We start from the raw sequence: 25177 nt of genomic DNA on the forward strand, positions 1-25177 counted from the left end.
ATAGCTCCATTTCAGCATCAATGCCCCAAGATGCGCCCGCATCTTAAGGCAATTGAAGATCAGATACCGATGACTTAGTATACCATACCTTAACGCCTTGCGGAAACGAACGGCCAAAAAGTTCAGACACCTCCTGCATCTAAACGCGGCTCCCGGTGCTGCATGGTGCTGCATGGTGCTGCATGGCGCTGCATGGCGCTGCATGTCGGCAGCCGACCACATGCGTCGCGGTCTGCGATGCTTAAGTAATACGGTATGGTTCTCCCCTAGAGGACGCCGACAATTACGGAACCTGCCTTTACGCGGCGCGTAAATCTGCTTCCGGTCAGCTTATTTATACAGGGTTAAGGCTGCAACCGCTGCTCCCGCCCCTCCTAACCACATAGCACCCGCTGCGGTCAGGACCAAATAAACCATGCTTATGATCAAGCGCTGCAAGGAAGAATTAAGTCTTCTTCCGCTCATTGATCCTCTCCTCCTGTCTTCCATTAGTCATAAAAACATATTGCAAGCTGCGGAGCTTGAAATGCGGGGCCTTCCGGCATATTGCAGGCCGCATGAATGCCTTGAACGATCCGATTCTGATCCGGCATCTCTCACAGCCACTATTTAGGCGATTCACAAAACATTTTACCTAGGGCAACATTTAATATAAAAAAGCAGCGGCCTTTCTTTACCCTATGCGTCCCGCCTGCAAAAGGTGCAAGGTGAGGGCACAGGGCAGAAAGCCCGCCTCTAAAGGATTCTACTCTATAACGGCCGGTCCCTTCGGAATACCGTCCAGGCCGATGTATTGATCGTATGCATCGAAAATTTTTCTGGCGATCGGCGCTGCCCCGTAAGCCCCGAATCCTCCCTCGGGAACGACCACCGCAACGGCCAGCTTCGGTTTGTCGGCGGGAGCATAGCCGATAAATACCGCATTATCCACATGCTTTCGGGCAATTTCCCACTCCGACGTACCGGTTTTGCGGACGTAGGTGTAAGGAACTCCGTCGAACCCGTCCACCTTACTGGTCATCCCTTCCTTGATCACCTTCCAGTATTCATCGGGGAAGCTTACTTCGTTAAGCAGCTCGGGCTCCACCTTCTCCACGAGTTCGAAGTCATAGGTCGTAATCCGGTCCACGAAGAGAGGCTTGTACCGCTTTCCTTTGTTGGCCAGCATCATCGTATACTGCGCAAGCTGAAGCGTCGTATAGCGGGCTTCCTGTCCGAAAGAGGCATTGATTAGCGGAAATTGCGCCTGCAGTTTCTTGGCGGTTTCGTAATAATAGTAATCTCCCTCGATTTCACCGGGCAGGCCGCTTCCGGTAGATACCCCGAGCCCGAATTGCGTCATATAGGAGTGCCAGACGTCCAGAGGATCTTTAACTTTGGTATATAACTGGTTCCCTACTCTTTCGGCCACGAATGTATTGGAGGAGACTTGCAGAGCCCGTGCGGGAGAAATCGGACCGTAGGCCCGGTAATCCGAATTTCGGACTTTGGCGTTGTTATTTTTACCGTAAGTGAAGATTCCCCGGTCATTATACCTTTCGTTGGGTGTAATCAATTTCTCGTTCAGGCCGACCAGCACGGTTAGCGGTTTAAGCACCGATCCTGGAGGAACTAGCGATGACGCAAATTTTCCTACCTGATCGTCCGGAACATCCGCGTACCGTTCTCGTATCGTCCCGTTTGTATACCGGTTCTGGATAGCGTTCCAGGCCTCCGTTGAAATCCCCCCGGTCCATACATTCGGATCATAATCAGGCATACTCGCCATGGCCACTACCTTGCCCGAGTCAACCTCTATGGCAACGGCATATCCGGCCTTCGCATTGCGGCCCTTGGCATAAGTTGCATTCGGGGGATGCTTCTGTAGAAGCTCCAAATGGTCCGTGATCGCCTGCTGGGTTGCCAGCTGCACCTCATTATGAATCGTCAGGAACAGGTTGTTTCCCTTGACCGGAGGTGTAATTTCCACATGTCCGACAATTTGCTCCCGGCTGTTCACAGGATAGGTGCGCACCCCGTTCTGGCCCCGCAGCACGTCCTGATACATCAATTCCAACCCGTCGAAACCGACATATTCATCCTTCAAATAGTCGCTGTTCTCCTCTTTGTACCGGTCCAACGATTTCGACTTCTGATTTATCGCCGTAGAATAAGGCCGCAAGTATCCGACCAACTGCACGGCAATTTGCCTCGGGTCGTATACACGGGTGCTTTCCTCCTCGACCTCAAGCCCCTTCAATTCGTCGCGATGTTCCGAAATATAAGCAATCTCATCCCGGGTCAGTCCGGATTTAATCCGCCTCGGCCAGTAGGTATAGGCGGGGTCCTTTGACTTCTCGCCGTTGATGTCGAAGCCGACATCCATCCTCTCGATGATTTCCTCCGCGGTCATCGGTTCGACGGACGGATCGCCGAAGCGGACGAAAATTTCCTCCAGCTTTTTGGCCAGCTCAATTTTTTCCTCTTTGGTCTGACCGGGCTCAATCCGGTAAGATACCGATTGTGTCGACGTTGTCGAAGCGATCGGCGATTCCTCCCGATCATATATATTTCCACGAATCGGTGAAATCGAAATATTACGGCTCAAATTTCTCTTTTCCCATGCTGTCAGCTCTTCCCCTTGAACAAACTGAAGAATGGCCAGCCGAACAATAAGGATAGAGAACAACAGAAAAATACAGAAAAAGAACACATTAATACGGATCGAAAACCCTATTCGCTTCTTAATCTCCCTTTTTTGTGTCTCTTCCACTTCCGGAGTAATATCCATACTTGCCCATCCTTCCTAAAAAGTGTGGTGATTGAATGAACATTTTGCGCCCAGTTTGGATTTCCCATACGGTTAACGTCCCGGTCCGCCGCTTGAACAGTCTTCCCGCCATTTCCGTTCCAAACTTTCCGCATGCTCCTCTGTCTCACCAGACTTCCTAAACCGATCCTCACCAGTTATGCTTTTCCTACCAGTTTAACATATTTGACGGCACAAAAAGAAGCCTTGACCCGTGTTCAGCCAATAACCCTTCCCCCCATCCCCCAAGCTATAATCTTCTCCTGGATCCGCCGGCTTGTTTTCACCATCAGATGGTGCGGCCAAGCGGCCTGCATGGGCGTCTAACTGTATTTCATGCAGGTAAATTGATGCAAATGGCGCAGAGTGACTAAACTAGATGGAAAAACTACAGTTAGAATGGAGGTTTTTTGCTGAAATCGCCTTTTTTGCACAAACTAGCTGCAGTTTTTCCACTTAGTTACCGACTTTCGCTCCAGAGGGGCAAACTAGATGGAGTTTTTCCAGTTAGACGTGCCATTCCGTTTGCTCGGCACCAGCAGAAAATGAAAATAGACGGATTTTCAAGGTAGTTACCAACTTTCGCTCCAGAGGAGCAAACTAGGTGGAGTTTTTCCAGTTAGACGCGCCATTCCGTTTGCTCTGTATGAAATTTCGTACAAATTAGTTGTGCATATGGCCCGAAGGATTAACGATACCGGTCGGAAGATCAGGTTAATCCGCGACGAAAAGCTCGCAGTTTTTTTGTTTTTTACAGCAACATTTGCTATTATTCGACGTAAGTATTAATAGGTTGCTAGTTTTTCTTCACCAAGAATAATATGGCTCTTCGCTATACTACATGGGAAAAACTACGTTTGAGAGGCATAATAGAGCGATTTGACATGGAGCCTCTGCGGGCATGAGTACTCGCGAAAGCCGCGAAGGGTAAGGAATTCGCGTTGCTAACCAGCTTATCATGCCCGCCTCTCCATATAAAATCGCTGTCTATTTACCCCACCCAGAGTAGCGAGGAAGCAATAATATTTACACAGAAAGGATTTCTATTACATCATGAAAGATTTATCGTATGTTCCTGCCGATTCCTCTGTCGCAACGAGCACCTCTGTCCCGGCTAACAAGGAAGCCAGAAAACCGCTGCGCAAATGGCTGGTTTGGTCCGCTCCCATACTTGTGTGGGCGCTGCTGTTAGTGGGCAGTTTTTTCTTGGCCAAGCATTACATAAACGGGCTGCAGCAGCAAATGATTCAGATTCAGACCAGTGCCGAAGACTTGAACCGTACAGTTACGGAGCTACATACCCAGTTAGGTGAACATAAGGAAAGCCTGGCCCAGCTCCAGAGCCAGTTTGATCATGTGCAGAGCGATCTGGAGGCGGTGAAGGAAGAGCTTTCGCTCGCCGGCAGCACGTTAACTTCCTCCGATCAGACGAGACAAGCTCTCAATGAACGGATCAGCGACTTAAGCAAGGAGCTGGAAAATCTGCGAAGCTCCATTACTAAGCTGGAGGAAGCTGCCCGTGCGTACTAGAATTCATGTGGCGCTGGGGTTGTTTGTGTCTATGCTGGCGGCCTTCTTTTTCGCTTTTTTGTTCTCTAATCCGCTGCATGATCAAACTATGCACGCAGCCCAAGCGCTGGAACCTACCAAGCAGACACTGGGGAGTATGCTGCATGATATGACGGCCATTGAGCAGAGTTACGAGGCTATGGGGGCAACAGCTTCACAAGCGGCGGGTCACTTAAGCGAGAGCCGCCAAGCGCTTGCCGAGCTGATTGAATCCGTATCAACCCAAACCGCAATCGATGAAGCACAGAGGCAGGCTGTAGACCAATTGGTGGCCACCAGCCAGCAGCACGCGAAGGAAACGGAAGATACCTTGGATCAGATCCTGACCAATATGCTTGGCGAACCGATCGGACAATCCTTCGGCGAAAGATCGACGGTCAAAGTTTTCTCGTTGAAGGAAGCCGGATATAGAGGGTATATGGCCAAGGTCAAGCTGCATGATCCGAGCGCGGTCAAGCTGGTGCTGTCCAATAACAAGGTCGGGGACAAAGGCGAGACTACCAGTCAGGCCGGTCGTCGAACAGGTGCCGTATTGGCCATTAACGGCGGCGGCTTCGCCAGAGAGAACGGGCTGCTCTATCCGATTGGCATTACGGTGGTAGACGGTGAGATCAAAACATTTTACCGCACCGACCTGAGCTTTATCGGGTTTGATAATAACGGAAAGCTCGTAGGCGGTGAAATTACGACCGAAGAACAGATTAAGAAATTGAACGTGATGCAGGGAGCAACATTCGTTCCTTCCCTGTTGAAGGACGGGGAGAAGCTGACGATACCCAGCGCCTGGAGGAACAAAAAAGAGCCGCGCACCCTGATCGGACATTTTTCTAACGGCGACCTGCTTTTCATCGTAATTGACGGAAGGCAAAAGGGCTACAGCGAAGGGGTAACGTTGGAAGAAGCACAGGACAAGCTGCTTGAGTTCAAGGTCCGCGATGCCTATACGCTGGATGGAGGCGGCTCCAGCGCGTTTTACTACAACGGCAAGCTGCTCAACAGCCCTTCCGACGGACGGGAAAGACGGCTTCCTACCAATTTCGTCGTGCTGCCTTAACGGGTATGCCGTGTTGCGCTATCCCCAAGCTCCCGATTCTTCATGTAAAGGTGGATGACCGGAACATTATGCTTCCGGCTCCACCTTTTCTTCTTCGCAAGCATCTTCTCCAAACAGGATGCTTAAGCATCCTTCACGTGGGTTTCGTAGAAATTCGGCGGATTGAACCAATTGCCGCCGCTCGATACCCAGGTTGCGTCCAACGGCACCCATTCCCCCTTCTCGGACAGAAACACTTCGTTCCAGGCATGCGGCCCATAGCTGCCCCGGCCGTCGTAGCCGAGACCGGTGACCACCTTGACCTCCAATCCGACAGAACGGCCCATAACCGCATACAATCTGGAGTAATCGATACAGACTCCCTGTCTGCTGGCGAACGTATCCTCCGGTGTCTGCTCCTTCCATATCCGCTCTTCTTCGTAAAGTCTGACTTTCTCATGATCATAGCTTACGCGAGTGCCTACCCACTCGTATAAGGCCCGGGCTTTTTCCTCATCCGTATCGGCGCCGGCCGTCACTTCTTTCGCAGCCGCCAGCACATCGTCGGGAACATTGGCGTCCAGCACCTCATATTTCCGCTGCAGAATGCCGTTTAACTCCGCTTCCACCGCTCTCGTGAACACCGGCAGCTGCTCCTCCAGAAACCCTCCTGCCACCGGTTGGATGACTTCCTTCGCGCCTTTCTGATAGATTCCCGACCCTTGAATATATTCAGTGAAAGACGAGCGAGGGAACAGCACCGTCACGACAAACAAGACGGCAATAAGCAGAACCGCCCTTCCCGCCCCAGTCAACAAACCGATCGCTCCCCCTGCCAGACTGCTTAACCAGGCAAAGAAGCCCCCCTTCCTGCGGGATGCTGCCGACGGACTGCCCCCATAAAGCTGGTACAGCGCCCATGTCAACAATTGCTTGCAAATCAAATAGACCAGCAGGAAAATAAGCCCCGACCGCATTAACGAAAAATCCCGGATCCCGGTCACCGCCGTATAATAGAGCTGATGAAAGTAACCAAGCTTCTCATTCGGAATAACGATTTGTCTGGCGATCAGCCAATCCCTCACAACCGGCGACAGCCAGTTCATCAGCTTCCAGGCGGCCACGACGCTGGCCAGAGTCATTAACCCCTCCAACAGAAAGAAAGTCAACTGCCGGGCCGAGCCTGCCGCTCCCCTCCTGGCTCCTTGAAGAACAGACAGCGCTATGACGGCTCCAATGAGGACGGATATAAGATTGTATGTGGAAATGGTTTCGAAAAAAGAGGTCATCTCGGTCCCCCGTCCATACCTTTATCTCTAGTGGCAGGCGAATGTTCGGAGATCATGCTACTGTGATTTAGCCTGCTCGATGAAACCTTCGATGAGGTCGTTCATCGGGAGGCTGAAGCTTTGGCCGAGGAAGGTAATCTTCGCTTCCTTGGAATTCGGCTTGACATCCACCTGAATATTTTTGGTCGTTACCGTATACGAGCCATCTTCATTGAGCTTATACTTCGCCTCTTTCGCTTCGGAGGCCATAGCCTTCATCGCTTGCTCCTTCACGCTTTCCGTAATCGTGCTGCCGATGGTCCCCGCGAATTCTCCAATCTGATCCTTGTAATTCATTCCGTAATACAATATCGCTGCAATAATCAATAGCACAACAATCCATTTAATCACTGTTTTTACCAATTTAATCACTAAAAATAACACGACAATAGCAATCAGGATAATAAACCAGCGTTCCTGCAGAAATAACATCCACTGCTCCATCTCGGCTCCCCTTTCGTTCTATAGATTATTACAAATCTTCCATCCCTCTGATTATTCCTATCTTACAATATTCGGATGCGGTTATTCATCTCTTTTCTTCCTCAGCTCCTCCAGCTTCTCGCGAATTTCCTGTTCCCTATCGGGTTTGATTCCGGAATAAGTCCGCCGCAATCTCCATAGAGCAATAAGAACGGCTGCCAAAAGCAGGATGATCATCCATCTGTTCATAGAACTCCCCTCCTATTTGGGCATATGTTTGTACCAAGCAGCGTACAAGTAAAGGGAGACCTGCCATTACACAATGATTCAGGGGGTGGCTTTAACATGAAAACGGCCATATGGCTGTATTTATTTATTTTCGTCGCCTTTTTCGATTTGCACGCACAGTATCCGATTTTATCCCCGTTCGCCCTATCGTTGGGCGCGACGCCATCGTTCATCGGCCTGATTCTGGGAGTCTACTCTATTACCCATCTTCCCGGGAACCTGCTGGCCGGGTATGGGGTCGACCGGTACGGCAGCAAAAAATTCCTCGTTGTCAGCCTAATTGCGGCAGGCTTCCTGCTGATCTTCCAGGCGCGTGTAACCGCCCCATGGGAGCTGTTGGTCATCCGCTCCATCAGCGGCTTCGTTCTCGCATTCCTGTCTCCCGCATGCTTGGCCATGCTGGCCAAAATTGCCCGGGATCAAATTCATCAGGGCAAATTAATGTCGGGCAACGGGCTGGTTCATACGTTGGCTTCCGTAGTTTCTCCTGCGGCAGGGGCCGTGCTTGTGGCCAAGTTCGGGTTCACCGCCTCTTTCTCCATACTGGGCTGGGGGTTGGTTGCCACCGGCATATTGGCTATTTTCGGCCTCAAGGAGCCGGGGGTGATCCACGAGAAAGAAGCGGTTGCCGCCGTAGCCAACGTCCGGGCGCAGCCGGAAGCCGAATCCATTCCCTGGTTATTCTTCCTCATCCCGTTAGGCATGTCCTGCGCACAAGGAATTTTATTTTTTGAATTGCCGCTTATGCAGTCTGTCCAGGCTTCCATCCTGACCTCGGGCATCCTGTTTTCACTCGTCAGCCTGGGAGCTCTGCTCACCCTGAGTCTGCTGTTTCTGAACCGGTATTCCGCCTACATCCGAACTTTGTTGGGTTGTCTCGGGCTGGCCATGATTTTCTTCGGCATGTCGGTCAACTGGTCTATTCCCCTTTATGTTTCCTTGTTTCTAATTGGAATGGCTAAAGGGATCATCCTCCCGTCGATCTCCACCCTCCTAGCCAATATTACGAGCAGAAACCGATATGGTCGCGCCTTCTCCCTGTTATCCATCGCGTTCTCGATCGGCGCCTTCCTGGGTCCGATACTTGCCGGGCAGCTCCGGCTGGAGGTGTCTCCCTATTTTATCGCCTTCCTGTCCTTAATGATAGGCATTACCCTATTGCCTCTAGGCCGCATCCGGCCGGCCATCAGCACCTGACAGGCCCCTTGGCGAACAAGCGATCATGCGGTGGCCGGAATAAAGCTTCATATCTCTTCGGGGAAATTCGTAATTCATCGGGCGGGGCCGGCAGCTATGGTGCGTCCGCCCCACTGTCACGGCATTCTATTCAAGAGTAAGGTTATGTTTTTATCGGAATGAACCCTCTATAATTTTAGCTTCCGCTCCACACAAGAAAAACTTCTGCCGACACTTGAGGCAGAAGCTTTTTTCATTGGCGGATACACGGATCTCCGGCTTTATCTAAACTGATAAGAGTCTGACATTCCGAAGGAAAGCGTGAGCTCACCGCCATTTTCCACCAAATCCGCCCCCTCCTCTTTAGCACTGCAAATCACATTGTAGATAGAACTGACACCGATGTATCGCTTATACACCTCATCATCAAATTGACCCGTACTGAAGTCCTCGAACAATGCATCATAAATCATATAATAGCTGGCAAGCTGAGTCCGATAAACGCTGAAGGCCTCTTCACCCCTGAACAACAATAGTTCCTCTTTATAGGTGAGCGTATCGAAGGCATGCTCCGCACAAATTTCCGGCAGGAAGGAATACAGCTCCTGCGCCAAGCTGGCATCCTGCAAGCGCTCAACCAGCCGGTCCGGATATTCGTCATACTTCTCCTGCGTATCGCACTCCATGAACATATTAACCGCTGTCCTAGTGGCGGCGGCAATTTGATCGGCCTGGTAGGGATACGGTGAGTATGTCTCCTCGGACTGCAGCAGGAAAATAAACTGCTTTTGCGAAGCAAAGCCTTCTACCTGCCACTTGCCGGCCATTTCTGCCACGATTTGCCCCAATTCGGGGCTTGGAATATTATTAATGCGGCATTCGCCGGTAATGGTATCGCCATTTTTCACGCCATAAATTTTAATATAACAGAGCTTCTGGTTGCCAACGCGTTTCGCAATCCCGTCCTTGAGCGCTTCCCAATAAGGAGTATTGCGCATTTCAGCGGATGATTCGCCCACACCGATGATATCGCTCTTATATACCTTCCAACGATGGGCCGTGTCCCCGTAAGTCGTATGGAGCTCGTCGGGGTTCCTGTCTTTCTCCATGGATGCGATCCCCTGCATTAACGTAAAGGCAAAGCCGCCGATGGCCATGCCGAGAGCATTATGGGCCCCGCTGCCGATGCCAGCGGAGGTTTCATAGATATCGCGATCCCATTTCGGCGAGCTTAAATGAAACTGGAGCAAAACGGACTGCTCCGACCATTGGGCTACATGAGGACGGATCGTAAGCTTCCATTCCGGAATATAGATATGATCCCCCTCTAGCACCTCCTCCGCTTCATAAATCCCTCTCATTCCGCGGTGCAGAAGGAAGTGCAAGGGGTCCTCAATTTTCTCGTCTTCCCTATCCAACCAATCTTCTCTACCCTTGCTCATCTTTTGCCGTTTCCTCCTTGGTCCGTGCCGGTTTCTATCCAAGAATACCACAACTATTCTCCGGTAATCACCATGAGCGGAGCTCGTTTTTTCCAAACCATTGTCGTCTGCTGATTTAGGGCGGGATATTTACCTATTTTCCCGCCTTCTGGGTATTTGCACAGCCAAGGGCGCTTTTCCTACATACACTGTATTGTCGATGACCTACCGGTCCTGAAAGGGGTGCATAGCATGAGTGCCGGCTTCTGGACTTCAACAGGCACAATTCTCGTCCTGTTCATCTTGTTAGTGATTGTATCCTGCGCTTTTATATGATGATTATGATTCCTTAATCGCATACTCCTCCCAAATCTCTTTAACCGGCTTGAAGGCTCTATGCTTTCAGGCCTTTTTTCGTTTTCCGGCCCCCTAACAAGGGGTAGCGGATCGGTTCAAACGAAGTCGATCGGAGCGGAATTTCCGTACCGGGGCATCGCGCCATGGCGTGGAGCGGCCCAGCGGACGGCGTTAGCCAGAACTTTCAGTACGTCCGGATGATGGTATGTGGGAACCTCCTGGTGTCCGGGACGGAAATAAAATATTTTGCCTCTGCCTCGCCGATAGGTCACTCCGCTCCGAAATACTTCCCCGCCGGTAAACCAGCTGACGAAAATAAGCTCGTCGGGTATCGGAATGTCGAAGTGTTCCCCGTACATCTCCTCATAACCGATATCTATGTAAGAACCAATGCCTTCGGCAATCGGATGGGAAGGGTCAATGACCCAAATCCGTTCCTTGTCATCCGCTTCCCGCCATTTGATCTGGCAGGTCGTTCCCATAAGCTTGCGAAACGGCTTGGAGTTGAGGGCGGAATGCAGCGCGATAAACCCCATCCCGTCATAAATCCGGGAACAAACCCGCTCCACTACTTCGTCCTGCACCAGATGATTACGGGCATGCGACCACCAGAGCAGCACGTCCGTCTCCTGCAGCACCTCTTCCGTCAGCCCGTGCTCCGGCTCCTCCAATGTTGCCGTACGTATGGAGAAGTCCGGCTCTATCCGCCCGATGCCTTCGGTGATCGCCGCATGAATTCCCTGCGGATAGATTTCCGCGACATTGGCATGCTTCCTCTCATGTACAAACTCATTCCATATTGTCACCCGAATGGTCATGTCGGCCGCCTCCTATTCCCTTCCAAGTACGATGTTCACCGGCCGGTTCTCCCGATGCGACTCGTTCGCGTAATGAACAATGGCCTGCGTCTTCAAATAATCTCTACCGCTCGTTTCAAATTCCGTTCCGTCCCTTAGCCCGCGCAGAAAATCGGCCAGCGCACCGGGGGAATCCACATCGCGGTAATCGTTGATAACCGTTACTTCGCCGTCCCGCACTACCCGGATCTCCTGATTGGCCACAAGCACGGCGCCCTCGCTTCCTTCTATTCGCCAATGACCGCCCCACTCCGTCTCCGGCCCCCTTGCGGAAATAGACCCGGTGAAGGCTGCCATGATCCCGCCGTCCAATTCAAGCTGGGCGTTCATGGCCAGACACTCGCTGTCCGTTCCCCAATGTCCGATCGGATTAAACAGGCGGGCATAAATTTTCCTGCCCTCGCGGCCGCTCAGATAGCGCATAAGATCGAAATGATGAACGGCAATATCATCCAGCAGACTGACGGAATAATTCCGCTGAACATTGTGATATCTGTAAAAGCTGACGTCCATGGTGGAAACGGCGCCGATCACACCCGATTCCAGCACTTGCTTTAATTTGCGCATATAGGCAAACCTTCGGTAATTTTCAGCAATCATGAACGGAATTCGCTCTCTCTCCGACCTGCCCACAATGTCCACCGATTCCGCATAATCGAACGCGATCGGCTTCTCGCATAACACCGGAAGCTTATGGTCGAAAGCTATCGTGTTGATTCGCGTATGAACCTGCGGCGGGGTGACGTTAACGACAAAGTCGGGTTGTTCTTTCCCGATCGCTTCCTCCAGGTCGACGTACAACGGCACACCATCATCGGCCTTGCTCCGGTTATTCGGGTCGGTCTCCACAACCGCCAGCTCCAGTCCTGCCTGGCGGATCCGCTTGTACCACCCGTATCCGGCACTTCCCAGTCCAACCAAAATCGCTTTCAATCTTGTACTCCTCCTCACCATGTCGAATGGCGTTATGGGCCATCCGGTTTCTTTCATTCTATGTATGTAACCGCTTAAATTCCCCGTCGCGTTTCGGATGCTCCTGGCCTTAACCTCTATTCCCACCGGTCGAGTAATTGCCGGCTGACTATAATTTCATTTTGGCAAAACGAACAACGGCAGGAAGCTTCAAGGGCGAAGGTTGATAGTTACAAATAGTATAACAGAGATTGCCCTTCCCGTTTACAAATATTAACTTTCTAATACCGGACAGTCATAAATTCAAACGATTCCGACGAAATATTCATTCCACAGTGCTGTCGGCATTCGCCCAAACTTATTGTGGTAAAATTGATTTAAAGCCGTCTCGAAGGCAAAAACCTTTTTTTAGAAACAGCTTCTTCTTGCCGACAAGAATTTTTCGATACACCGTCTTAACGCTGTAAGGGACTACAAGATTCTTACGCGCAATTATTCTCAATGGCATGAAGTCCAGGAGGTCCAAATGCACATAGCGATTATTGTAGAAGGCAAAAACGACCGCAGCCGTTTAAGGAGATTGCTCGATGAACAAGTCGGGATTTTCTGTTCCTACGGAACCCCGGGAACCGAGTCGCTGGCCCGGCTGAAGAAGAAAATCGGGGCAGTCCCCGTCTACATCTTTACGGACAATGACGCTTCCGGCAAGAAAATTCGGGCTCTGCTGTGCGATGCTTTCCCCGAAGCGGAACAAATCTATACAAGAAGAGGCTATGCCGGGGTAGAAGGCACCCCTGAGGAATATTTGATCCAGCAATTGGAAAAGGCAGGCCTGGAAGAGTATATCATCTACCCTTCTTCGGCACTGCCTTCGATTACGGAATAAATTGCAGCAGATAGATCACAAGCGTAACGGTAAATATACTGAATACGGTCGACGAGAAAACAGCCTGGGAAGCAAACTCCGGCTCGTTATCGAATTCCACCGCAAGCAGCACACTGCTGAGCGACGTCGGGACGGCACAGGAGAGCACGAGGGCCTGCGCCATCATTCCCTTAATCCCCAGCATCCAAACTACCGCGAAGCCGAGAGCCGGAGCGACGAGCAGACGCAGCGTATTGGACAATACCACATCGGAGATCTTCAGCTTCCACTTCATGCTGCCCAATTGAACACCTAAAGTCAGCAGCGCAGTGGCGATAAAGGCGTTGGCGACATAATTCAGCGGCTGATACAGCGAATCCGGAATCGGGATCTCCAGCCCTCTCATCAGAAACCCGAGGGGAATGACATAGATGACCGGAAGGGACAAAATTTTGCGAAGCGTGTCCCTCAAATCACTTTTGTGCACATTTACACTATATATCCCATAAGTATTGGGCAGCAGACTCTGCATCATCATGATAATGATCTGGATGGACAGCGTGAAAGCATCCCCGATAAAAACAAGCTGGTTCAGGGGAATGGCATAGTTCGCGCTGTTGTAGAAAATGACGCTGTTCCTCATGGCGCTTCTCATTTCGTTCTTGTACCGGCGAATTCGCATGACCAGCTCCACCAGCAAAAATAACAAAACAATAAAAATAAAGAAAAAGAGCAGCACCTGAAGCAGGATGGTCAGCGAAATCTCGGATTCATACAGCATTTTAAAAATAACCGCCGGAGAAAACAGGTAAAAATTCAGCTTGGACAGCGTCTTGATATCCAGTTTAAAAATGATTTGCAAAAGAGCGCCGATCCCTATCAGTATGGAAAGCGGAATTATGTTATTAAGAAGAATATAGATAAAATACTCCATGAATCTCTCCGTTCAGCTATTCGTTGCTTAGAGCGATCATGTCATTGGCGATTCGCTCCGGCTTCAGATCATCATCCACCAAATAGAAGTGACGAAGATTGCCTTGTTTATCAATGAGAGCAAAGACGTTTGAATGCATGAAATTGCCGTTTTTATCCTTCTGCACCCCGACTTTATATTGATAGGCCAAATCTTTCATAGCCTCCTCGCTATCCCCGCGCAGGAAGAACCAGGCTTCCGGATCCGGTTCATAATAGCTGGAATATTCCTGCAGCCTCTCCCTTGTATCCCTTTCGGGGTCGAAAGAGATCGAATAGAACGCCGTTTTCGTTCCGAATGCCTTCTTCTTCTGCAGAATTTCCTGTACCTGCGACAGCTTGAACGTCGTCGGAAGACATACGTCCGGACAGAAAGAGAAGAAGAAATAGACAATACGAACCTTGCCGTCCGTTTCGTTCAAGGAGACCTGCCGGCCGTCTATATTTTCAAGAGTAAAGTCCGGAGCCTTCTCATTTAATGTAAATTTGGTAATTTCCGGTTTGTTCAATTGGCTAATAATTGCGCCTACAATTACGGCCAGCAGCACTACTGTTACGAGCTTAAACCAATGCTTCGACAAGAATGCGCCCAAGTTTCTCTCCCCCTATATTTGTCGGGCCATAAAAAAGGAATCCCATGTTAATCATGGGATCTGACCTTACAATGTAACTGTATCGATAACCATAATGATAAAGAGCAAGGTTAGATAATTGATCGAGAAGACGAAAACTTTCTTGGCCCATAACGTTTCGTCCTTGGCTTTAAAACCTTGCATGCACATAAATACCCATATCAAGCCAAGCACCGCCGAGGCAATGAAATAAATGACTCCGACACTGTTCGTGAAATAAAGCAGCATCGATGTCGGAACGAGCGGAACCACATATCTCATTATGCTAAGCTTCGTCTGGTAAGTCCCTTTCACCGCGGGCAGCATCTGGTATCCGGCTTCACGGTAGTCCTCCACCCGGCGGATTCCCAGCGCCCAGAAGTGAGGCGGCTGCCAGAAGAACAGGATCCCGAACAGAATAAGCGCGGTCATATCCAGCGTTTGGGCAACGGCTACATAACCGATAACCGGCGGTACGGCTCCGAATAACGCCCCGACCGTTGTATTCCATACGGATGTCCGTTTCAGCCAGGCGGTATAGACCCACACATAGCCGAACAATCCGAACAATCCCAGCAGTGCGGCTAACGGATTAACGAGGAGCCCCAGCACACATAGTCCGGCAATGCCTAGAATAATCCCGTAAACCAAAACAGTCGATGGTTTCAGTACCCCCGAAGGCAGCGCTCTCTTCTTGGTCCGGGCCATCTTGATATCCAGGTCACGGTCCAAATAGTTGTTCAGCACGCATCCCGATGCCATCGTCAGAATAGTTCCCAGGATTACGAAAATCATCAAAGCCCATTGGACATTGCCATGGGAAGCTACCCAGAACCCTCCGAAGGTCGTGATCGTATTGGAAAACAATATTCCGGGTTTCGTAATATCTAAGAAGTCCTTCCACGTTGCGGACCGGACTACTGGTTTATTGGTATCTTCCGTCGATTCTACCGTATTCGTATAACTTACCGGATTATCCACAGCAGCGTCTACCCCTCCTACTTTTCAGCATCATTTCTAATAATAGCAATGTAACGTTCTAATTACAACGAATGAAACTCACATTTCAAAATATTGTCGTAAACTGATTTTTATCGGACGACTCACCAATTCGCCCATTCCTCTATAGACTGTAATTGAAAAGGCTCCTGCCCAACAGGCGGCCATTTGACATCCCGAATGGAAGGAAGTGAATCGTTGTGCCCGTCGTGCAATCTACTATCCAGCATACCAGGCTGTTGGCCCGGCTGATGAGAGCCGAAGCGGAAGGCGAGGGAGAGCTCGGCATGCTCATGGTAGGAAATGTCGGCGTTAACCGGGTATTGGCCAACTGCCTGGACTTCAGAAATATCCGCAACCTCGAAGAAATGGTCTTCCAAAGACCCGGAGGCTTCGAGGCGACGCTCAAAGGATATTTTTATCAGGCGGCCCGCTCACAAGATGTCCGGCTTGCAGAGAGAGTGATCAAAGGTGAGCGGTTCCATCCCGCATCCAATGCTTTATGGTTCTTCCGTCCGACGGGCGATTGTCCAGGGAGCTGGTACAATCAAGTCAACTCGGGGCGCTTTAAAAGCCACTGTTTCTTTATCCCGAGCGCACAGGATTGTCCGCAAGTGTATTAGGAAAGCCCTGCGGACGTTATCCAGTTCATTCACGCTTTAGGCGGGCTTCCCGTATAACGGATTGGCAAGCCAAGATCAAAGCGATATTAAGGAGGAGAGAATCCGAATGACCTGTAATTCATTCCGCAACATGCAGCCCTACGCATATCCGACCGCAGGTCCCAAAACGACTGCGGCCCCCGGCTATCCGGCGGGAGCCGTAACTTCCCCGAGCTATCCGCCGGGATCCGCTGCGGCTTCGCAAGGCATTCCGCCGTCCATGCCGTCCGGGATGGCCATCACACCGACCGGGGGTCCGGCTCCGTCGCTTCAGGAGCAATCTTACATCGAGAACATATTGAGATTGAATCTGGGCAAGATAGCGACCGTATACATGACCTTCGAAGGAAGCAATGAATGGAACTCTAAAGTATTCCGCGGCAGGCTGGAAGCCGCCGGACGGGATCATATTATTATCAGTGATCCGCAGACGGGACGGCGTTATATTCTGCTGATGATTTTCTTGAATTATATAACGTTCGACGAGCCGCTGAACTATGCCTACCCCTATACCCAGTTTCCCGTATCCCGTTAGAGCGAAATCCGGATGTCCCTGTCGGCAGAACGTTCCTAATGGAGCCTGAATTTTAGGTCCGGCTGCCTCACCTGGCGGGCCGGACCTTATGCTGCTCCTTGTACTGCAGCTCAAACAGGCGGTAGTAGTAGCCTTTCTGCGCCAGGAGCTGATAATGATTGCCGATTTCCCTTACTTTGCCCTTATGCATGACGATAATCTGATCGGCATGCTGAATGGTGGACAAACGGTGGGCTACAATGACCGTTGTCCTGCCTTTCGAAATGGTATGCAGCGCATTCTGTACCACCAGCTCCGTCTCCGTATCGATATTGGAAGTGGCTTCGTCCAATATAAGAATCTGGGGCCGGAAGGCTATGGCTCTGGCGAAGGATAACAATTGCCTCTGTCCGAGCGACAGGGTAATCCCTCTCTCCCCGAGCAGAGTGGAATATCCTTCGGGCAAGCCCGAGATGAAGGAGTCGAGATGGACCATGCGCGCAGCCTCGCGTACCTGTTCATCCGTCAATTGAGTGTTATTCAGGCGGATATTGGAGGCTATGTCTCCCGTAAACAGGAAGACGTCCTGCTGAACCACGCTGATTCTGCGGCGCAGATCGTCCAGCGGAATCTCCCGGATGTCCACTCCGTCCAGCTTGATGGACCCTTTCTGTATATCATAGAACCGATTGATCAACTGGATGATGGAGCTCTTGCCAGCCCCTGTCGCCCCGACGAACGCAACGCTCTGCCCGGCTTCGATCTTGAAGCTGACATCCTTGAGCACCCACTCGCCTTCATTATAAGCAAACCAAACATGATCAAACTCGATTTCACCCCTGATCTGCCTAGGCAGCGGCTTCGCCTGAGGAGAATCGACGATGCCGGGCTTTTCGTCCAGCATTTCGAAGATCCGCTCGGCCCCGACCATTGCTGTCTGTATCTGGTTGTATTTCTCCGCCAGGCTCATCAGCGGCTGGAAAAATTGACGGATGTAGTGCGTAAAGGCATACACGACCCCAAACGTTATGCTGCCGTCAATGACATGAATTCCCCCATACCAAACCAGAAGCGCGATTGCGAAATTTCCGAGGAAGCCGATCGCCGGCTGGAAGATCGAATTGACCGTCGAGTTGAACATTCCTGCCCGGTAGTAGTCCCGGTTGTGCCGGTCAAATTGTTCCCACTGCCGTTTCTCGCGAATAAACAATTGAGTGATCCGCATTCCCGACAAATTTTCGGCAAGGAAGGAATTCAGCCGGGATAGAATCAACCTCGCCTTGCGCTGCCCTTTGCGGATAACCGACCGGTACCAGAATGTCAGGACGGCCAGAACCGGCAGCACGGCGAAAGCCAGCAAAGAAAGCTTGACGCTCATTTGCAGCATGATAACGATAATTCCGAGAACGACGATAACGTCCTTGACCAGATTGACGACCACCTGGGAATATAGCTGGTTCAACGCCTCCGTATCCTGCGTGACTCGGACGACAATCCTCCCGGACGGGTTGCGGTCGAAGAAAGACATCGACATGCGGCTCAAGTGCTTGAACAGCTGCTGCCGGATATTAAAAATAATCGACTGCCCCGTATATTGCAGCAAATTTCCTTGAATATACGTCAATATGGATCCCAGAGCCACCGTTCCCAGAAACAGAAGCCCTATCATTAGAAAGCCCTGATAATCATTCTGCCGGAACGCCTTCAGTTCTTCCTTGCCCAGACGCTCGGCGGAATAAGTGCCCTCCGAAGTGACTACATAGAAAGCCCCGTCCTGCTCGAGCCATTCCGCTTTGCTGCCTTGATCCCCCAACCAGCCGTCCACCAGCACGTCCTGTCCGCGGACCGTCATGATCTGCTTCTTGACAGCCCCATCGGGAATCTCTTCCGTTACCTGCTCCGGGGACAGTCGGACATAGACATAGCCGTCCCGCTCGATCGGCTTCCCGTAGCCCTGCAAATCGCCGGAACGCTCGGAGGATACGCTCAGCATCGGCTGATTAATGCCGTTGATGTGATCGTCAATCGTTATTTTTAATAAATACGGCCGGGCCAAATCGGCGACAACGATCAGAAATGCCAGTACAATGCCGAGCAAAATCATTTTCCAATAGGGCCAAGCGTATGACAACAGGCGGCGAAGCATCTGGGAATCCTTGACCCTGACAATTTCCTTCTCTTGATGAATGTTCATAACTGGGCGGTCCCTCCCCTCTTGCCGCTTGGACGCAGTACCGGCTGGCGAACGGGGAAGAAATCCTGGGCCGCTTCCGCTTCTTCGTCGAGCAATTGTTTATGGTACATATCCGCATAAATACCGTTGAGACGGACTAATTGATCGTGAGTCCCCTGCTCTGCGATCCTCCCCTGATCCAATACGATGATCTGATCTGCGGCCTGCACAGAGGAGATCCGATGCCCGATAATGATCGTAGTCCGGTTGTTCATGACCGAATTCAGCCCCTCGAGGATGAGGTCCTCCGTTATCGTATCTACCGCAGACAAGCTGTCGTCGAAGATGAGGATGGAAGGCTTCTTGATAATCGCCCGCGCAATGCTGACGCGCTGCCTTTGTCCGCCGGACAACGAAATGCCCCGCTCCCCGAGCGAAGTGTCGAACCGGTTGGGAAATTCGTTAATATTATCATAGACCTGGGCAATCTTGGCCGCTTCCTCCACTTCATCATCGGAATACGGATGGGGGTCGAAGCTGATGTTGTCACGGATCGTGGAGGAGAACAGAAACTGATCCTGCGGCACGATTCCGATCTGTCCCCTTAACGTTTGGAGCGGAATTTCGTGAATTTCATGCCCATCTATAAAAATGGTTCCCTTGGGCGGATTAAACAGCCGGACAAGCAGATGAACCAATGTGCTCTTCCCGCTGCCGACCCGCCCTACAATAGCAAGACTGCTGCCCCGGGGAACCTTCAGGCTGATGTTGCGCAGGGACGGCTCTTTGGAGCCCGGATAACGGAAGCTCAGATTGCGGATTTCAATATCGCCGTTCAGATGTTTAATCTCTTCCTTCGCCATCGCATCGTCCGCTACATCCGGCTTCGTATTTAAGATCGCCAGAAGCCGTTCTTCCGATGCTCTTCCTCTCTGCAGCTGATTGAACACCCGGCCCAGGTTTTCGATCGGTCCCATCAGCAGGGACAAGTAGCTGTTGAAGGCTACGAATTCACCCAGCGATATAGCCCCTCTCATCACAAGCATTCCCCCGAATACGACGGAAATCAGGAAGCTCACTCCGACGATGGCTGCGCTCAGCGAGTTGAACAAGGAATTCGAACGGACGAACCTGCGGTTCATCTTGACCGCATGCTCGTTATCCTTGGTGAACAGCTCCTGCTCCGCTTTCTCCTGTACGAACGCTTTCACAATGCGAATGCCGGACGTGAATTCCTGGACACGGCTTGTCAGCGACCCTACCGCCTGCTGAACATCGGCGGATTGCTTCTGAATTCTTTTGTTGAAGCGATACGCAAGAAAGCTCAACAGAGGCAAGGGCAGCATGGTCAACAGGGTTAACCACACGTTAACCGTCGACATCATCGCTATTGTCGTAATCGTTATCAGAACGAGCGCTTCCATTGTATTAAAGACGCCCATCATCGTGACTTCGCGGATGACATTCACATCATTGATCGCATGAGACATCAGGTCGCCAACCCTCTGATTATTGAAGTATTGTGCGGAGAGCTTTCCCCAGTGGGAAAACAAATCGTTGCGCACCTTCATCTCCAGCGTCCGGCCCATGCGGAATAAATATATCCGGCCTACAGAGCGAAAAAAAGCGACCCCGAGCCCCGTCAAGGTCAAACCAACGGCAAAATAAATAATGTCATCACGCAGGAGCATGTTTTGTTCCAAACGGTCCGTAAACTGCCCCAGCAATCTGGGAATAAACAATTGGATAAAGCTGGATGCGGCAACAAGTATAAAACCTAGAACATAATACCATCGGTTTTCAACAATATAAGCCCGGAATATTGATTTTCTCTCCATGGATTCCCCCCGCTCTGATTCTCTACTGTCTAGTAAGATTACACCTTAACAGAGGAAGAAACCATGGATTTATATGCTCGAAAATATGGATTATTTAATCATCCTAAAGAGCGGTCACACTTTCACGAACCGCCAAATATGGATTCGTCCGGCACCGCCCTGAACATAATTCGCGACAGGATACCACCGGCGGAAGAACAGCCCGTTGGCCCCTTCCCGGTCGACCTCATCTTCTTGGGAATCCGAAGCCTCATCAGCCGCTTCGCCGGTTCTCGCTTCCTTCATGCAGAGGTAATCTTCCTCGCTCAGCCCCCTCCAGATTTCCACAAACAAACCCGGCTGGTCGGACCCTTCGTATAACTCCATCGGCGCTCCTTCCGCCAAGCTATGAATGAAAGGAAGGAAGTCCTCTCTTTTCTGTTCATCAATGCGATATTCGACAAAAATTATACCCATTTGTCCTCAGTCCTTCGATTTATTTTTCTTCCGAAAGTGATACAATAAGAATAAACTGACTTAAGTATATCAGGAAATGCAAATTTAACCTTAGATTCAGGAGGGATTCCTTTTTGGATACTGGCACGCATCTTGTCATCGGCTTAGGATTGGCTGGTTTGGCTCATTTGGATCCCGTTGTGGCTTCGGACTCGACCGTCGCTACGGCAGTTTTGATCGGTACGGTCTTAGGTTCTCAGGCCCCTGATTTTGACGGCCTGCTGCGAATGAAAGGCAATGCTGTGTATATTAAAAACCATCGCGGACTGTCCCATTCCCTGCCTGCGCTGATCCTATGGACGATTTTAATTACGGGCGGCCTGGCTCTCGCGTTTAAAGGTTTGCCTCTACTTCATGTAGGCCTATGGGTGCTGGGAGCGGTTTGTTTCCATGTCTTCACCGATCTGTTCAATACGTATGGAACCCAAGCCTTTCGGCCCTTTACGGAAAAATGGATTTCATGGAACATTATCCATATCTTCGACCCGTTTATTTTTATTTCCCATTTGATCGCTATTTTCCTGTGGGTCATCCGGGCGGCGGAGCCCCAATGGATCTTTCCGGTGCTGTATACCATCATGGCGGGATATTATATTTGGAGAACCGTCACCCATTATCGCTTGGAAAAAAGCCTACCACGCCGCGACCCCGATAGTGAAGAGAGAGATCAATACTATCTTATCCCGACGGTAAATCTATCGATTTGGAACGTTGTCAAAAGGAAAAGCGACGGCTCGTATCTCTTGGGTGAATTAAGAAACGATGAATTCCGCTGGCTGGACCAGGTCGCCCCGGATGACCATCCTGCTGTGGAAGCCTCCAAATCCCATCCAAGCATTGCAGCTTTCCTGTACTTCTCCTCCTTCGCCATTGCCGAGGTCAGGCCGTACGAATGGGGATACGAGGTCCGCTGGGCGGATGTAAGGTACCGCCATCGCAAGCAGTATCCTTTCGTCGCCGTACTGCGCATGAATCTCAAATATGAGCCGATTGATTCTTACGTCGGCTGGGTCAGCGAATCCCGCTTGGAGAAAAAGCTGCGGATGGACCCGTCTTGATATAAAAACAGCCCGCAAGCCTAATTGGTTTGCGGGCTGTTTTTCTTCACTCGATCTATTAAACCGGCATGAGCGAGCCTGCGGTGAGAGGGGAACCATCCCCTTATCTGCCTGCCGGATTTTCCTTCAGATAACCAATAGTGCTTTTCCGGGGTTCGAGCATCAGATTTTGCGTCGCATTCAGAATAAATATCGACAGCATTCCGATATGAAGCAGGAAGAAGCCGACAATGGAAAGACTCAACAGAACGGTCACCGAAACCATTTGGACAAACAAGCCGATCGTATACCAGGGATGTGCCAGGAAATGCTTGATGGACCGGTTCATCGCCTGAAAACATTTCAAGTCCTCCATCACAAGCAGCGGGATGGTATAAACCTGCGAAGCCAGGAAAGTGGCGCATAAATAAGTCTGAAAAACACTGAACAGAAAAATGCCGTAACTGTTGTTTACATTTAAATAGTACCACCATTCCGAGACAGGGATAAGAACGGCCAGAACGAGAATGATCCCGATCAGGAAAGCTCTGCGGAAATATTTAATAAAGAAGCGGAAGAAATCGGCTATTCCTCCTTTGCCCCCGTTAATTACTTGATTCATGACCGCATAGACTGCCGCAGTGGCGGGTACCAGAGTCAGAGCCAGGAACGCAACGGCCCACGGAAGCGGAAGGAGAAATACCGCCGGAAAGACGAACAAAGACCAGCCGATGCTGACACCAAGAACGGTAAAGATGTTCTGGAAGATTTGGTGCCCGGTCTTAATAATCAGTTTGCTGATCGACAGCATGATGCACTCCACCTCTCGTCGTTTGAAATAATGCTAATTAATTCGCTCCTGGGTTTCCGGATCGAATAGCTGCATTTTGTCCAGATTAAAGTACAGCTTGACCGGAGTAAGTCCTTTCACCTTGGCATCCGCGCTGACCCGGCTGGTCACCTGCTCGTCGCCGATATTAAAATAGAGCAGCAGCTCCGCGCCAAGATGCTCCACAACCTTCAAGGTCGGGCTGATGACATTCCTCTCCGGCTCGGAATTCAACAAGTGGACCGTAACAATATCTTCGGGCCGGATTCCAAAGACAACTTCCTTGCCATCATATCTGGAATATTTGGGCAGCAAATGTCCGGGTACGGTGAAGGTATAACCGGCTGTATACAACTGATTTCCATCCAGGCGGGCTTTCACGAAGTTCATCGGAGGAGACCCGATGAATCCCGCCACGAACATGTTATTGGGCTGCTCGTACAATTCCTCGGGAACGGCGATCTGCTGAATCTCCCCTTCATTCATCACTACAATCCGTTCGCCCAGCGTCATGGCCTCCACCTGATCATGCGTGACGTAGATGACCGTGGCGCCCAGCCTTTTGTGCAGCTCGGACAGCTCCACGCGCATCTGGACTCTCAATTTGGCATCCAGATTGCTGAGCGGCTCGTCGAACAGAAACACGCTCGGATTGCGAACGATCGCCCGTCCTACGGCTATTCTCTGCTTCTGCCCTCCGCTCAGCTCGCGCGGCTTGCGGTCCAGCAAGTTTTCGATGCTCAATATGGCGGCCGCTTCCTTAATTTTTTCCTCAATGACCTTCTTGGGCGTCTTTAAATTTCTCAGCCCGAAGCCCAGATTTTCCCGAATGGTCATATGCGGATACAATGCGTAGTCCTGGAACACCATGGCGATGTCCCGGTCTTTCGGATGGACCTTGTTCACCAGCCGATTGCCGATATAGATATCCCCGGACGTTTGTCTCTCCAATCCGGCAACCATCCGCAAGGAAGTCGTCTTCCCGCATCCGGAGGGGCCGACAAATACGAGAAATTCCCGATCACGAATGGTGAAATTGGCGTTGTTGACGGCTACAACCTTCCCCTTCTTCTCATCTTCAAATTCCTTGACTACGTTTACAAATTTGACTTCCGCCATCTGTCTCTCCCCCTATCCTTTGATCGCTCCGATAGTAATTCCGCGCAAGAAATATTTCTGCAGCGCAAGGAACACGATGATCATGGGCAGAGCGCTGAACACCGCCCCGGCCATCATGGCTCCATAATCCTGCAGATGCTCGAATCTGAAGCTGGTCAGGCCGACCTGCAGAGTCCGCATGCTGTTCGTGTTGGTAATGAGAAAGGGCCAGAAGAAGTTGTTCCAATGGCCAACGAAGGTGAAGATCCCGAGCACCGCCAAGCCGGGCTTGGAAATCGGCAGAATGATCTTCCAGAAGATGCCGAATTCGCTGCAGGCATCGATTCGCCCCGCATCGATCAGCGAGCCCGGAAGAGAGCTCATGAACTGTTTCATCAGAAAGATGCTGCCGACGCTGACCATCCCCGGCACAATCAGCCCGACGTAGGTGTTGGCCAGCTCGAACGTGTTGACAACAAGAATATATAAAGGAATTAGCGTTACTTGACCGGGAATCATCATGGTGGACAAGAGGATCCAGAAAGCCCCGTTTCTGCCCGGAAAGCGCAGCTTGGCGAATGCATAGCCGGCCAGAGAAGCGAAGAATACGTTAATAATTGTGCTCAAGCCCGCCACGATAATGCTGTTGACAAACCAACGTCCTAATCCGCCGACTTCAATAATTCGTTTGTATGCGTCCAAGGTCGGTTTCTTCGGAATAAGCTGGGGCGGGACAGCCGTTATGGCCGTGGTGTCCTTGAAGGAGGAGCTCAGCATCCACAGCAAAGGAACGAAAGTAAATACCGCCCACAAAGCCAGCAGCACGTAGATGACGGACAGAACGGCCAGCCGGACAAGCTTTCTTCTCTGATCTTTCCTCTCATCAAGCAGCAGTTGGTTTGGCGAATGTGTCGCCGGTTTGATCTCCATAT

At 50.9% G+C, this 25177-nt stretch carries 25 protein-coding genes; 8 read left to right on the plus strand and 17 right to left on the minus strand.

The window, feature by feature from the left end; all coding sequences use genetic code 11:
• Positions 1-330 precede the first annotated feature (330 nt).
• On the minus strand, positions 331-465 hold the full coding sequence (locus ACTHRH_RS10075) for a hypothetical protein (RefSeq protein ID WP_260981931.1): 135 nt from the start codon (positions 463-465) through the stop codon (positions 331-333).
• Between the two features lie 280 nt (positions 466-745).
• Positions 746-2770 (minus strand): peptidoglycan D,D-transpeptidase FtsI family protein, encoded by a 2025-nt coding sequence (locus tag ACTHRH_RS10080; RefSeq protein ID WP_144932348.1) that lies wholly within the window; start codon positions 2768-2770, stop codon positions 746-748.
• Between the two features lie 1071 nt (positions 2771-3841).
• On the opposite strand from ACTHRH_RS10080, the gene ACTHRH_RS10085 reads away from it, so the two are divergent.
• Together ACTHRH_RS10085 and ACTHRH_RS10090 are read left to right on the plus strand one after the other, a co-directional pair.
• Positions 3842-4318 (plus strand): hypothetical protein, encoded by a 477-nt coding sequence (locus tag ACTHRH_RS10085; RefSeq protein WP_144932351.1) that lies wholly within the window; start codon positions 3842-3844, stop codon positions 4316-4318.
• Positions 4308-5411, plus strand: coding sequence for a phosphodiester glycosidase family protein (locus ACTHRH_RS10090; RefSeq protein ID WP_379285920.1), 1104 nt, complete (start codon positions 4308-4310; stop codon positions 5409-5411). The genes ACTHRH_RS10085 and ACTHRH_RS10090 overlap by 11 nt, the downstream gene beginning before the upstream one ends.
• Positions 5412-5533: 122 nt before the next feature.
• Here the strand turns inward: ACTHRH_RS10090 and ACTHRH_RS10095 are convergent, their stop codons facing one another.
• The 3 genes from ACTHRH_RS10095 to ACTHRH_RS10105 form a co-directional block, all read right to left on the minus strand.
• Positions 5534-6679, minus strand: a complete 1146-nt coding sequence (locus tag ACTHRH_RS10095; RefSeq protein WP_144932353.1) for a transglutaminase domain-containing protein — start codon at positions 6677-6679, stop codon at positions 5534-5536.
• A 57-nt stretch (positions 6680-6736) separates the two neighbouring features.
• Positions 6737-7162: a hypothetical protein gene (locus ACTHRH_RS10100; protein WP_144932355.1), complete on the minus strand. Its 426-nt coding sequence runs from the start codon at positions 7160-7162 to the stop codon at positions 6737-6739.
• Positions 7163-7243: 81 nt separating this feature from the next.
• Positions 7244-7390 carry a hypothetical protein gene (locus ACTHRH_RS10105; protein ID WP_186328149.1) on the minus strand — a complete coding sequence of 49 codons (147 nt, stop codon included), beginning with the start codon at positions 7388-7390 and terminating at the stop codon, positions 7244-7246.
• Between the two features lie 96 nt (positions 7391-7486).
• On the opposite strand from ACTHRH_RS10105, the gene ACTHRH_RS10110 reads away from it, so the two are divergent.
• Entirely contained in the window at positions 7487-8626 is a 1140-nt protein-coding gene (locus ACTHRH_RS10110) for an MFS transporter (protein WP_144932357.1), read from the plus strand.
• 260 nt (positions 8627-8886) lie between these two features.
• Here ACTHRH_RS10110 and ACTHRH_RS10115 read toward each other — a convergent pair whose 3' ends face one another.
• The gene (locus ACTHRH_RS10115; protein WP_144932359.1) at positions 8887-10047 is read right to left on the minus strand and encodes a DUF6348 family protein; all 1161 of its coding nucleotides are present in this window, start codon (positions 10045-10047) and stop codon (positions 8887-8889) included.
• Positions 10048-10278: 231 nt separating this feature from the next.
• Here ACTHRH_RS10115 and ACTHRH_RS10120 point away from each other — a divergent pair, with 231 nt between their 5' ends.
• Positions 10279-10362 carry a sporulation protein YjcZ gene (locus ACTHRH_RS10120; RefSeq protein WP_225312747.1) on the plus strand — a complete coding sequence of 28 codons (84 nt, stop codon included), beginning with the start codon at positions 10279-10281 and terminating at the stop codon, positions 10360-10362.
• Between the two features lie 116 nt (positions 10363-10478).
• Here the strand turns inward: ACTHRH_RS10120 and ACTHRH_RS10125 are convergent, their stop codons facing one another.
• Positions 10479-11201: a ThuA domain-containing protein gene (locus ACTHRH_RS10125; protein ID WP_144932361.1), complete on the minus strand. Its 723-nt coding sequence runs from the start codon at positions 11199-11201 to the stop codon at positions 10479-10481.
• Between the two features lie 12 nt (positions 11202-11213).
• On the minus strand, positions 11214-12173 hold the full coding sequence (locus tag ACTHRH_RS10130; RefSeq protein WP_144932363.1) for a Gfo/Idh/MocA family protein: 960 nt from the start codon (positions 12171-12173) through the stop codon (positions 11214-11216).
• A gap of 505 nt (positions 12174-12678) precedes the next feature.
• Between ACTHRH_RS10130 and ACTHRH_RS10135 the strand changes: the two genes are divergently transcribed.
• Positions 12679-13038, plus strand: coding sequence for a toprim domain-containing protein (locus ACTHRH_RS10135; protein WP_150960144.1), 360 nt, complete (start codon positions 12679-12681; stop codon positions 13036-13038).
• On the opposite strand, the gene ACTHRH_RS10140 is transcribed toward ACTHRH_RS10135, so the two are convergent.
• The 3 genes from ACTHRH_RS10140 to cyoE all read right to left on the minus strand — a co-directional run bounded on the left by ACTHRH_RS10140 (position 13028) and on the right by cyoE (position 15581).
• On the minus strand, positions 13028-13951 hold the full coding sequence (locus tag ACTHRH_RS10140) for an AEC family transporter (RefSeq protein WP_150960145.1): 924 nt from the start codon (positions 13949-13951) through the stop codon (positions 13028-13030). The two genes, ACTHRH_RS10135 and ACTHRH_RS10140, sit on opposite strands and share 11 nt — an antisense overlap.
• A gap of 16 nt (positions 13952-13967) precedes the next feature.
• A complete protein-coding gene (locus ACTHRH_RS10145; protein ID WP_150960146.1) occupies positions 13968-14582 on the minus strand; it encodes an SCO family protein in 615 nt (204 codons plus the stop codon).
• A 66-nt stretch (positions 14583-14648) separates the two neighbouring features.
• Positions 14649-15581: a heme o synthase gene (gene cyoE / locus ACTHRH_RS10150; RefSeq protein WP_150960147.1), complete on the minus strand. Its 933-nt coding sequence runs from the start codon at positions 15579-15581 to the stop codon at positions 14649-14651.
• Positions 15582-15850: 269 nt separating this feature from the next.
• On the opposite strand from cyoE, the gene ACTHRH_RS10155 reads away from it, so the two are divergent.
• Both ACTHRH_RS10155 and gerQ read left to right on the plus strand, forming a co-directional pair.
• A complete protein-coding gene (locus ACTHRH_RS10155) occupies positions 15851-16222 on the plus strand; it encodes a cell wall hydrolase (protein WP_150960161.1) in 372 nt (123 codons plus the stop codon).
• 106 nt (positions 16223-16328) lie between these two features.
• The gene (gerQ, locus tag ACTHRH_RS10160) at positions 16329-16796 is read left to right on the plus strand and encodes a spore coat protein GerQ (protein ID WP_225312744.1); all 468 of its coding nucleotides are present in this window, start codon (positions 16329-16331) and stop codon (positions 16794-16796) included.
• A gap of 67 nt (positions 16797-16863) precedes the next feature.
• On the opposite strand, the gene ACTHRH_RS10165 is transcribed toward gerQ, so the two are convergent.
• From ACTHRH_RS10165 to ACTHRH_RS10175, 3 genes are all read right to left on the minus strand, one after another.
• A complete protein-coding gene (locus tag ACTHRH_RS10165; protein ID WP_150960148.1) occupies positions 16864-18969 on the minus strand; it encodes an ABC transporter ATP-binding protein in 2106 nt (701 codons plus the stop codon).
• Positions 18966-20786 carry an ABC transporter ATP-binding protein gene (locus tag ACTHRH_RS10170; protein WP_440415376.1) on the minus strand — a complete coding sequence of 607 codons (1821 nt, stop codon included), beginning with the start codon at positions 20784-20786 and terminating at the stop codon, positions 18966-18968. Before ACTHRH_RS10170 ends, ACTHRH_RS10165 begins: the two co-directional genes overlap by 4 nt.
• Positions 20787-20900: 114 nt before the next feature.
• A complete protein-coding gene (locus tag ACTHRH_RS10175) occupies positions 20901-21242 on the minus strand; it encodes a hypothetical protein (RefSeq protein WP_144932381.1) in 342 nt (113 codons plus the stop codon).
• Positions 21243-21355: 113 nt separating this feature from the next.
• Here ACTHRH_RS10175 and ACTHRH_RS10180 point away from each other — a divergent pair, with 113 nt between their 5' ends.
• On the plus strand, positions 21356-22339 hold the full coding sequence (locus ACTHRH_RS10180; protein WP_150960150.1) for a metal-dependent hydrolase: 984 nt from the start codon (positions 21356-21358) through the stop codon (positions 22337-22339).
• A gap of 103 nt (positions 22340-22442) precedes the next feature.
• Here the strand turns inward: ACTHRH_RS10180 and ACTHRH_RS10185 are convergent, their stop codons facing one another.
• Genes ACTHRH_RS10185 through ACTHRH_RS10195 form a run of 3 tightly spaced genes read right to left on the minus strand, consistent with a single transcriptional unit; the run spans position 22443 to position 25175 of the window.
• On the minus strand, positions 22443-23129 hold the full coding sequence (locus tag ACTHRH_RS10185; protein ID WP_150960151.1) for a DUF624 domain-containing protein: 687 nt from the start codon (positions 23127-23129) through the stop codon (positions 22443-22445).
• A 33-nt stretch (positions 23130-23162) separates the two neighbouring features.
• On the minus strand, positions 23163-24266 hold the full coding sequence (locus ACTHRH_RS10190; protein WP_150960152.1) for an ABC transporter ATP-binding protein: 1104 nt from the start codon (positions 24264-24266) through the stop codon (positions 23163-23165).
• A gap of 12 nt (positions 24267-24278) precedes the next feature.
• A complete protein-coding gene (locus ACTHRH_RS10195; RefSeq protein ID WP_150960153.1) occupies positions 24279-25175 on the minus strand; it encodes a carbohydrate ABC transporter permease in 897 nt (298 codons plus the stop codon).
• Positions 25176-25177: the final 2 nt, after the last annotated feature.

Origin of the sequence: Paenibacillus sp. SAFN-117 (assembly GCF_051966115.1) — a bacterium.
GTDB lineage: Bacteria > Bacillota > Bacilli > Paenibacillales > NBRC-103111 > Paenibacillus_L > Paenibacillus_L residui.

Coding starts and splice junctions, on each gene's coding strand:
- ACTHRH_RS10115 (WP_144932359.1), bottom strand. CDS start 10,047: ATGAGCAAGGGTAGAGAAGATTGGTTGGATAGGGAAGACGAGAAAATT.
- ACTHRH_RS10120 (WP_225312747.1), top strand. CDS start 10,279: ATGAGTGCCGGCTTCTGGACTTCAACAGGCACAATTCTCGTCCTGTTC.
- ACTHRH_RS10175 (WP_144932381.1), bottom strand. CDS start 21,242: ATGGGTATAATTTTTGTCGAATATCGCATTGATGAACAGAAAAGAGAG.
- ACTHRH_RS10100 (WP_144932355.1), bottom strand. CDS start 7,162: ATGGAGCAGTGGATGTTATTTCTGCAGGAACGCTGGTTTATTATCCTG.
- ACTHRH_RS10170 (WP_440415376.1), bottom strand. CDS start 20,786: ATGGAGAGAAAATCAATATTCCGGGCTTATATTGTTGAAAACCGATGG.
- ACTHRH_RS10075 (WP_260981931.1), bottom strand. CDS start 465: ATGAGCGGAAGAAGACTTAATTCTTCCTTGCAGCGCTTGATCATAAGC.
- ACTHRH_RS10190 (WP_150960152.1), bottom strand. CDS start 24,266: ATGGCGGAAGTCAAATTTGTAAACGTAGTCAAGGAATTTGAAGATGAG.
- ACTHRH_RS10155 (WP_150960161.1), top strand. CDS start 15,851: ATGAGAGCCGAAGCGGAAGGCGAGGGAGAGCTCGGCATGCTCATGGTA.
- ACTHRH_RS10125 (WP_144932361.1), bottom strand. CDS start 11,201: ATGACCATTCGGGTGACAATATGGAATGAGTTTGTACATGAGAGGAAG.
- ACTHRH_RS10185 (WP_150960151.1), bottom strand. CDS start 23,129: ATGCTGTCGATCAGCAAACTGATTATTAAGACCGGGCACCAAATCTTC.
- ACTHRH_RS10135 (WP_150960144.1), top strand. CDS start 12,679: ATGCACATAGCGATTATTGTAGAAGGCAAAAACGACCGCAGCCGTTTA.
- ACTHRH_RS10140 (WP_150960145.1), bottom strand. CDS start 13,951: ATGGAGTATTTTATCTATATTCTTCTTAATAACATAATTCCGCTTTCC.
- ACTHRH_RS10085 (WP_144932351.1), top strand. CDS start 3,842: ATGAAAGATTTATCGTATGTTCCTGCCGATTCCTCTGTCGCAACGAGC.
- ACTHRH_RS10110 (WP_144932357.1), top strand. CDS start 7,487: ATGAAAACGGCCATATGGCTGTATTTATTTATTTTCGTCGCCTTTTTC.
- ACTHRH_RS10080 (WP_144932348.1), bottom strand. CDS start 2,770: ATGGATATTACTCCGGAAGTGGAAGAGACACAAAAAAGGGAGATTAAG.
- ACTHRH_RS10195 (WP_150960153.1), bottom strand. CDS start 25,175: ATGGAGATCAAACCGGCGACACATTCGCCAAACCAACTGCTGCTTGAT.
- ACTHRH_RS10095 (WP_144932353.1), bottom strand. CDS start 6,679: ATGACCTCTTTTTTCGAAACCATTTCCACATACAATCTTATATCCGTC.
- ACTHRH_RS10105 (WP_186328149.1), bottom strand. CDS start 7,390: ATGAACAGATGGATGATCATCCTGCTTTTGGCAGCCGTTCTTATTGCT.
- ACTHRH_RS10165 (WP_150960148.1), bottom strand. CDS start 18,969: ATGAACATTCATCAAGAGAAGGAAATTGTCAGGGTCAAGGATTCCCAG.
- gerQ (WP_225312744.1), top strand. CDS start 16,329: ATGACCTGTAATTCATTCCGCAACATGCAGCCCTACGCATATCCGACC.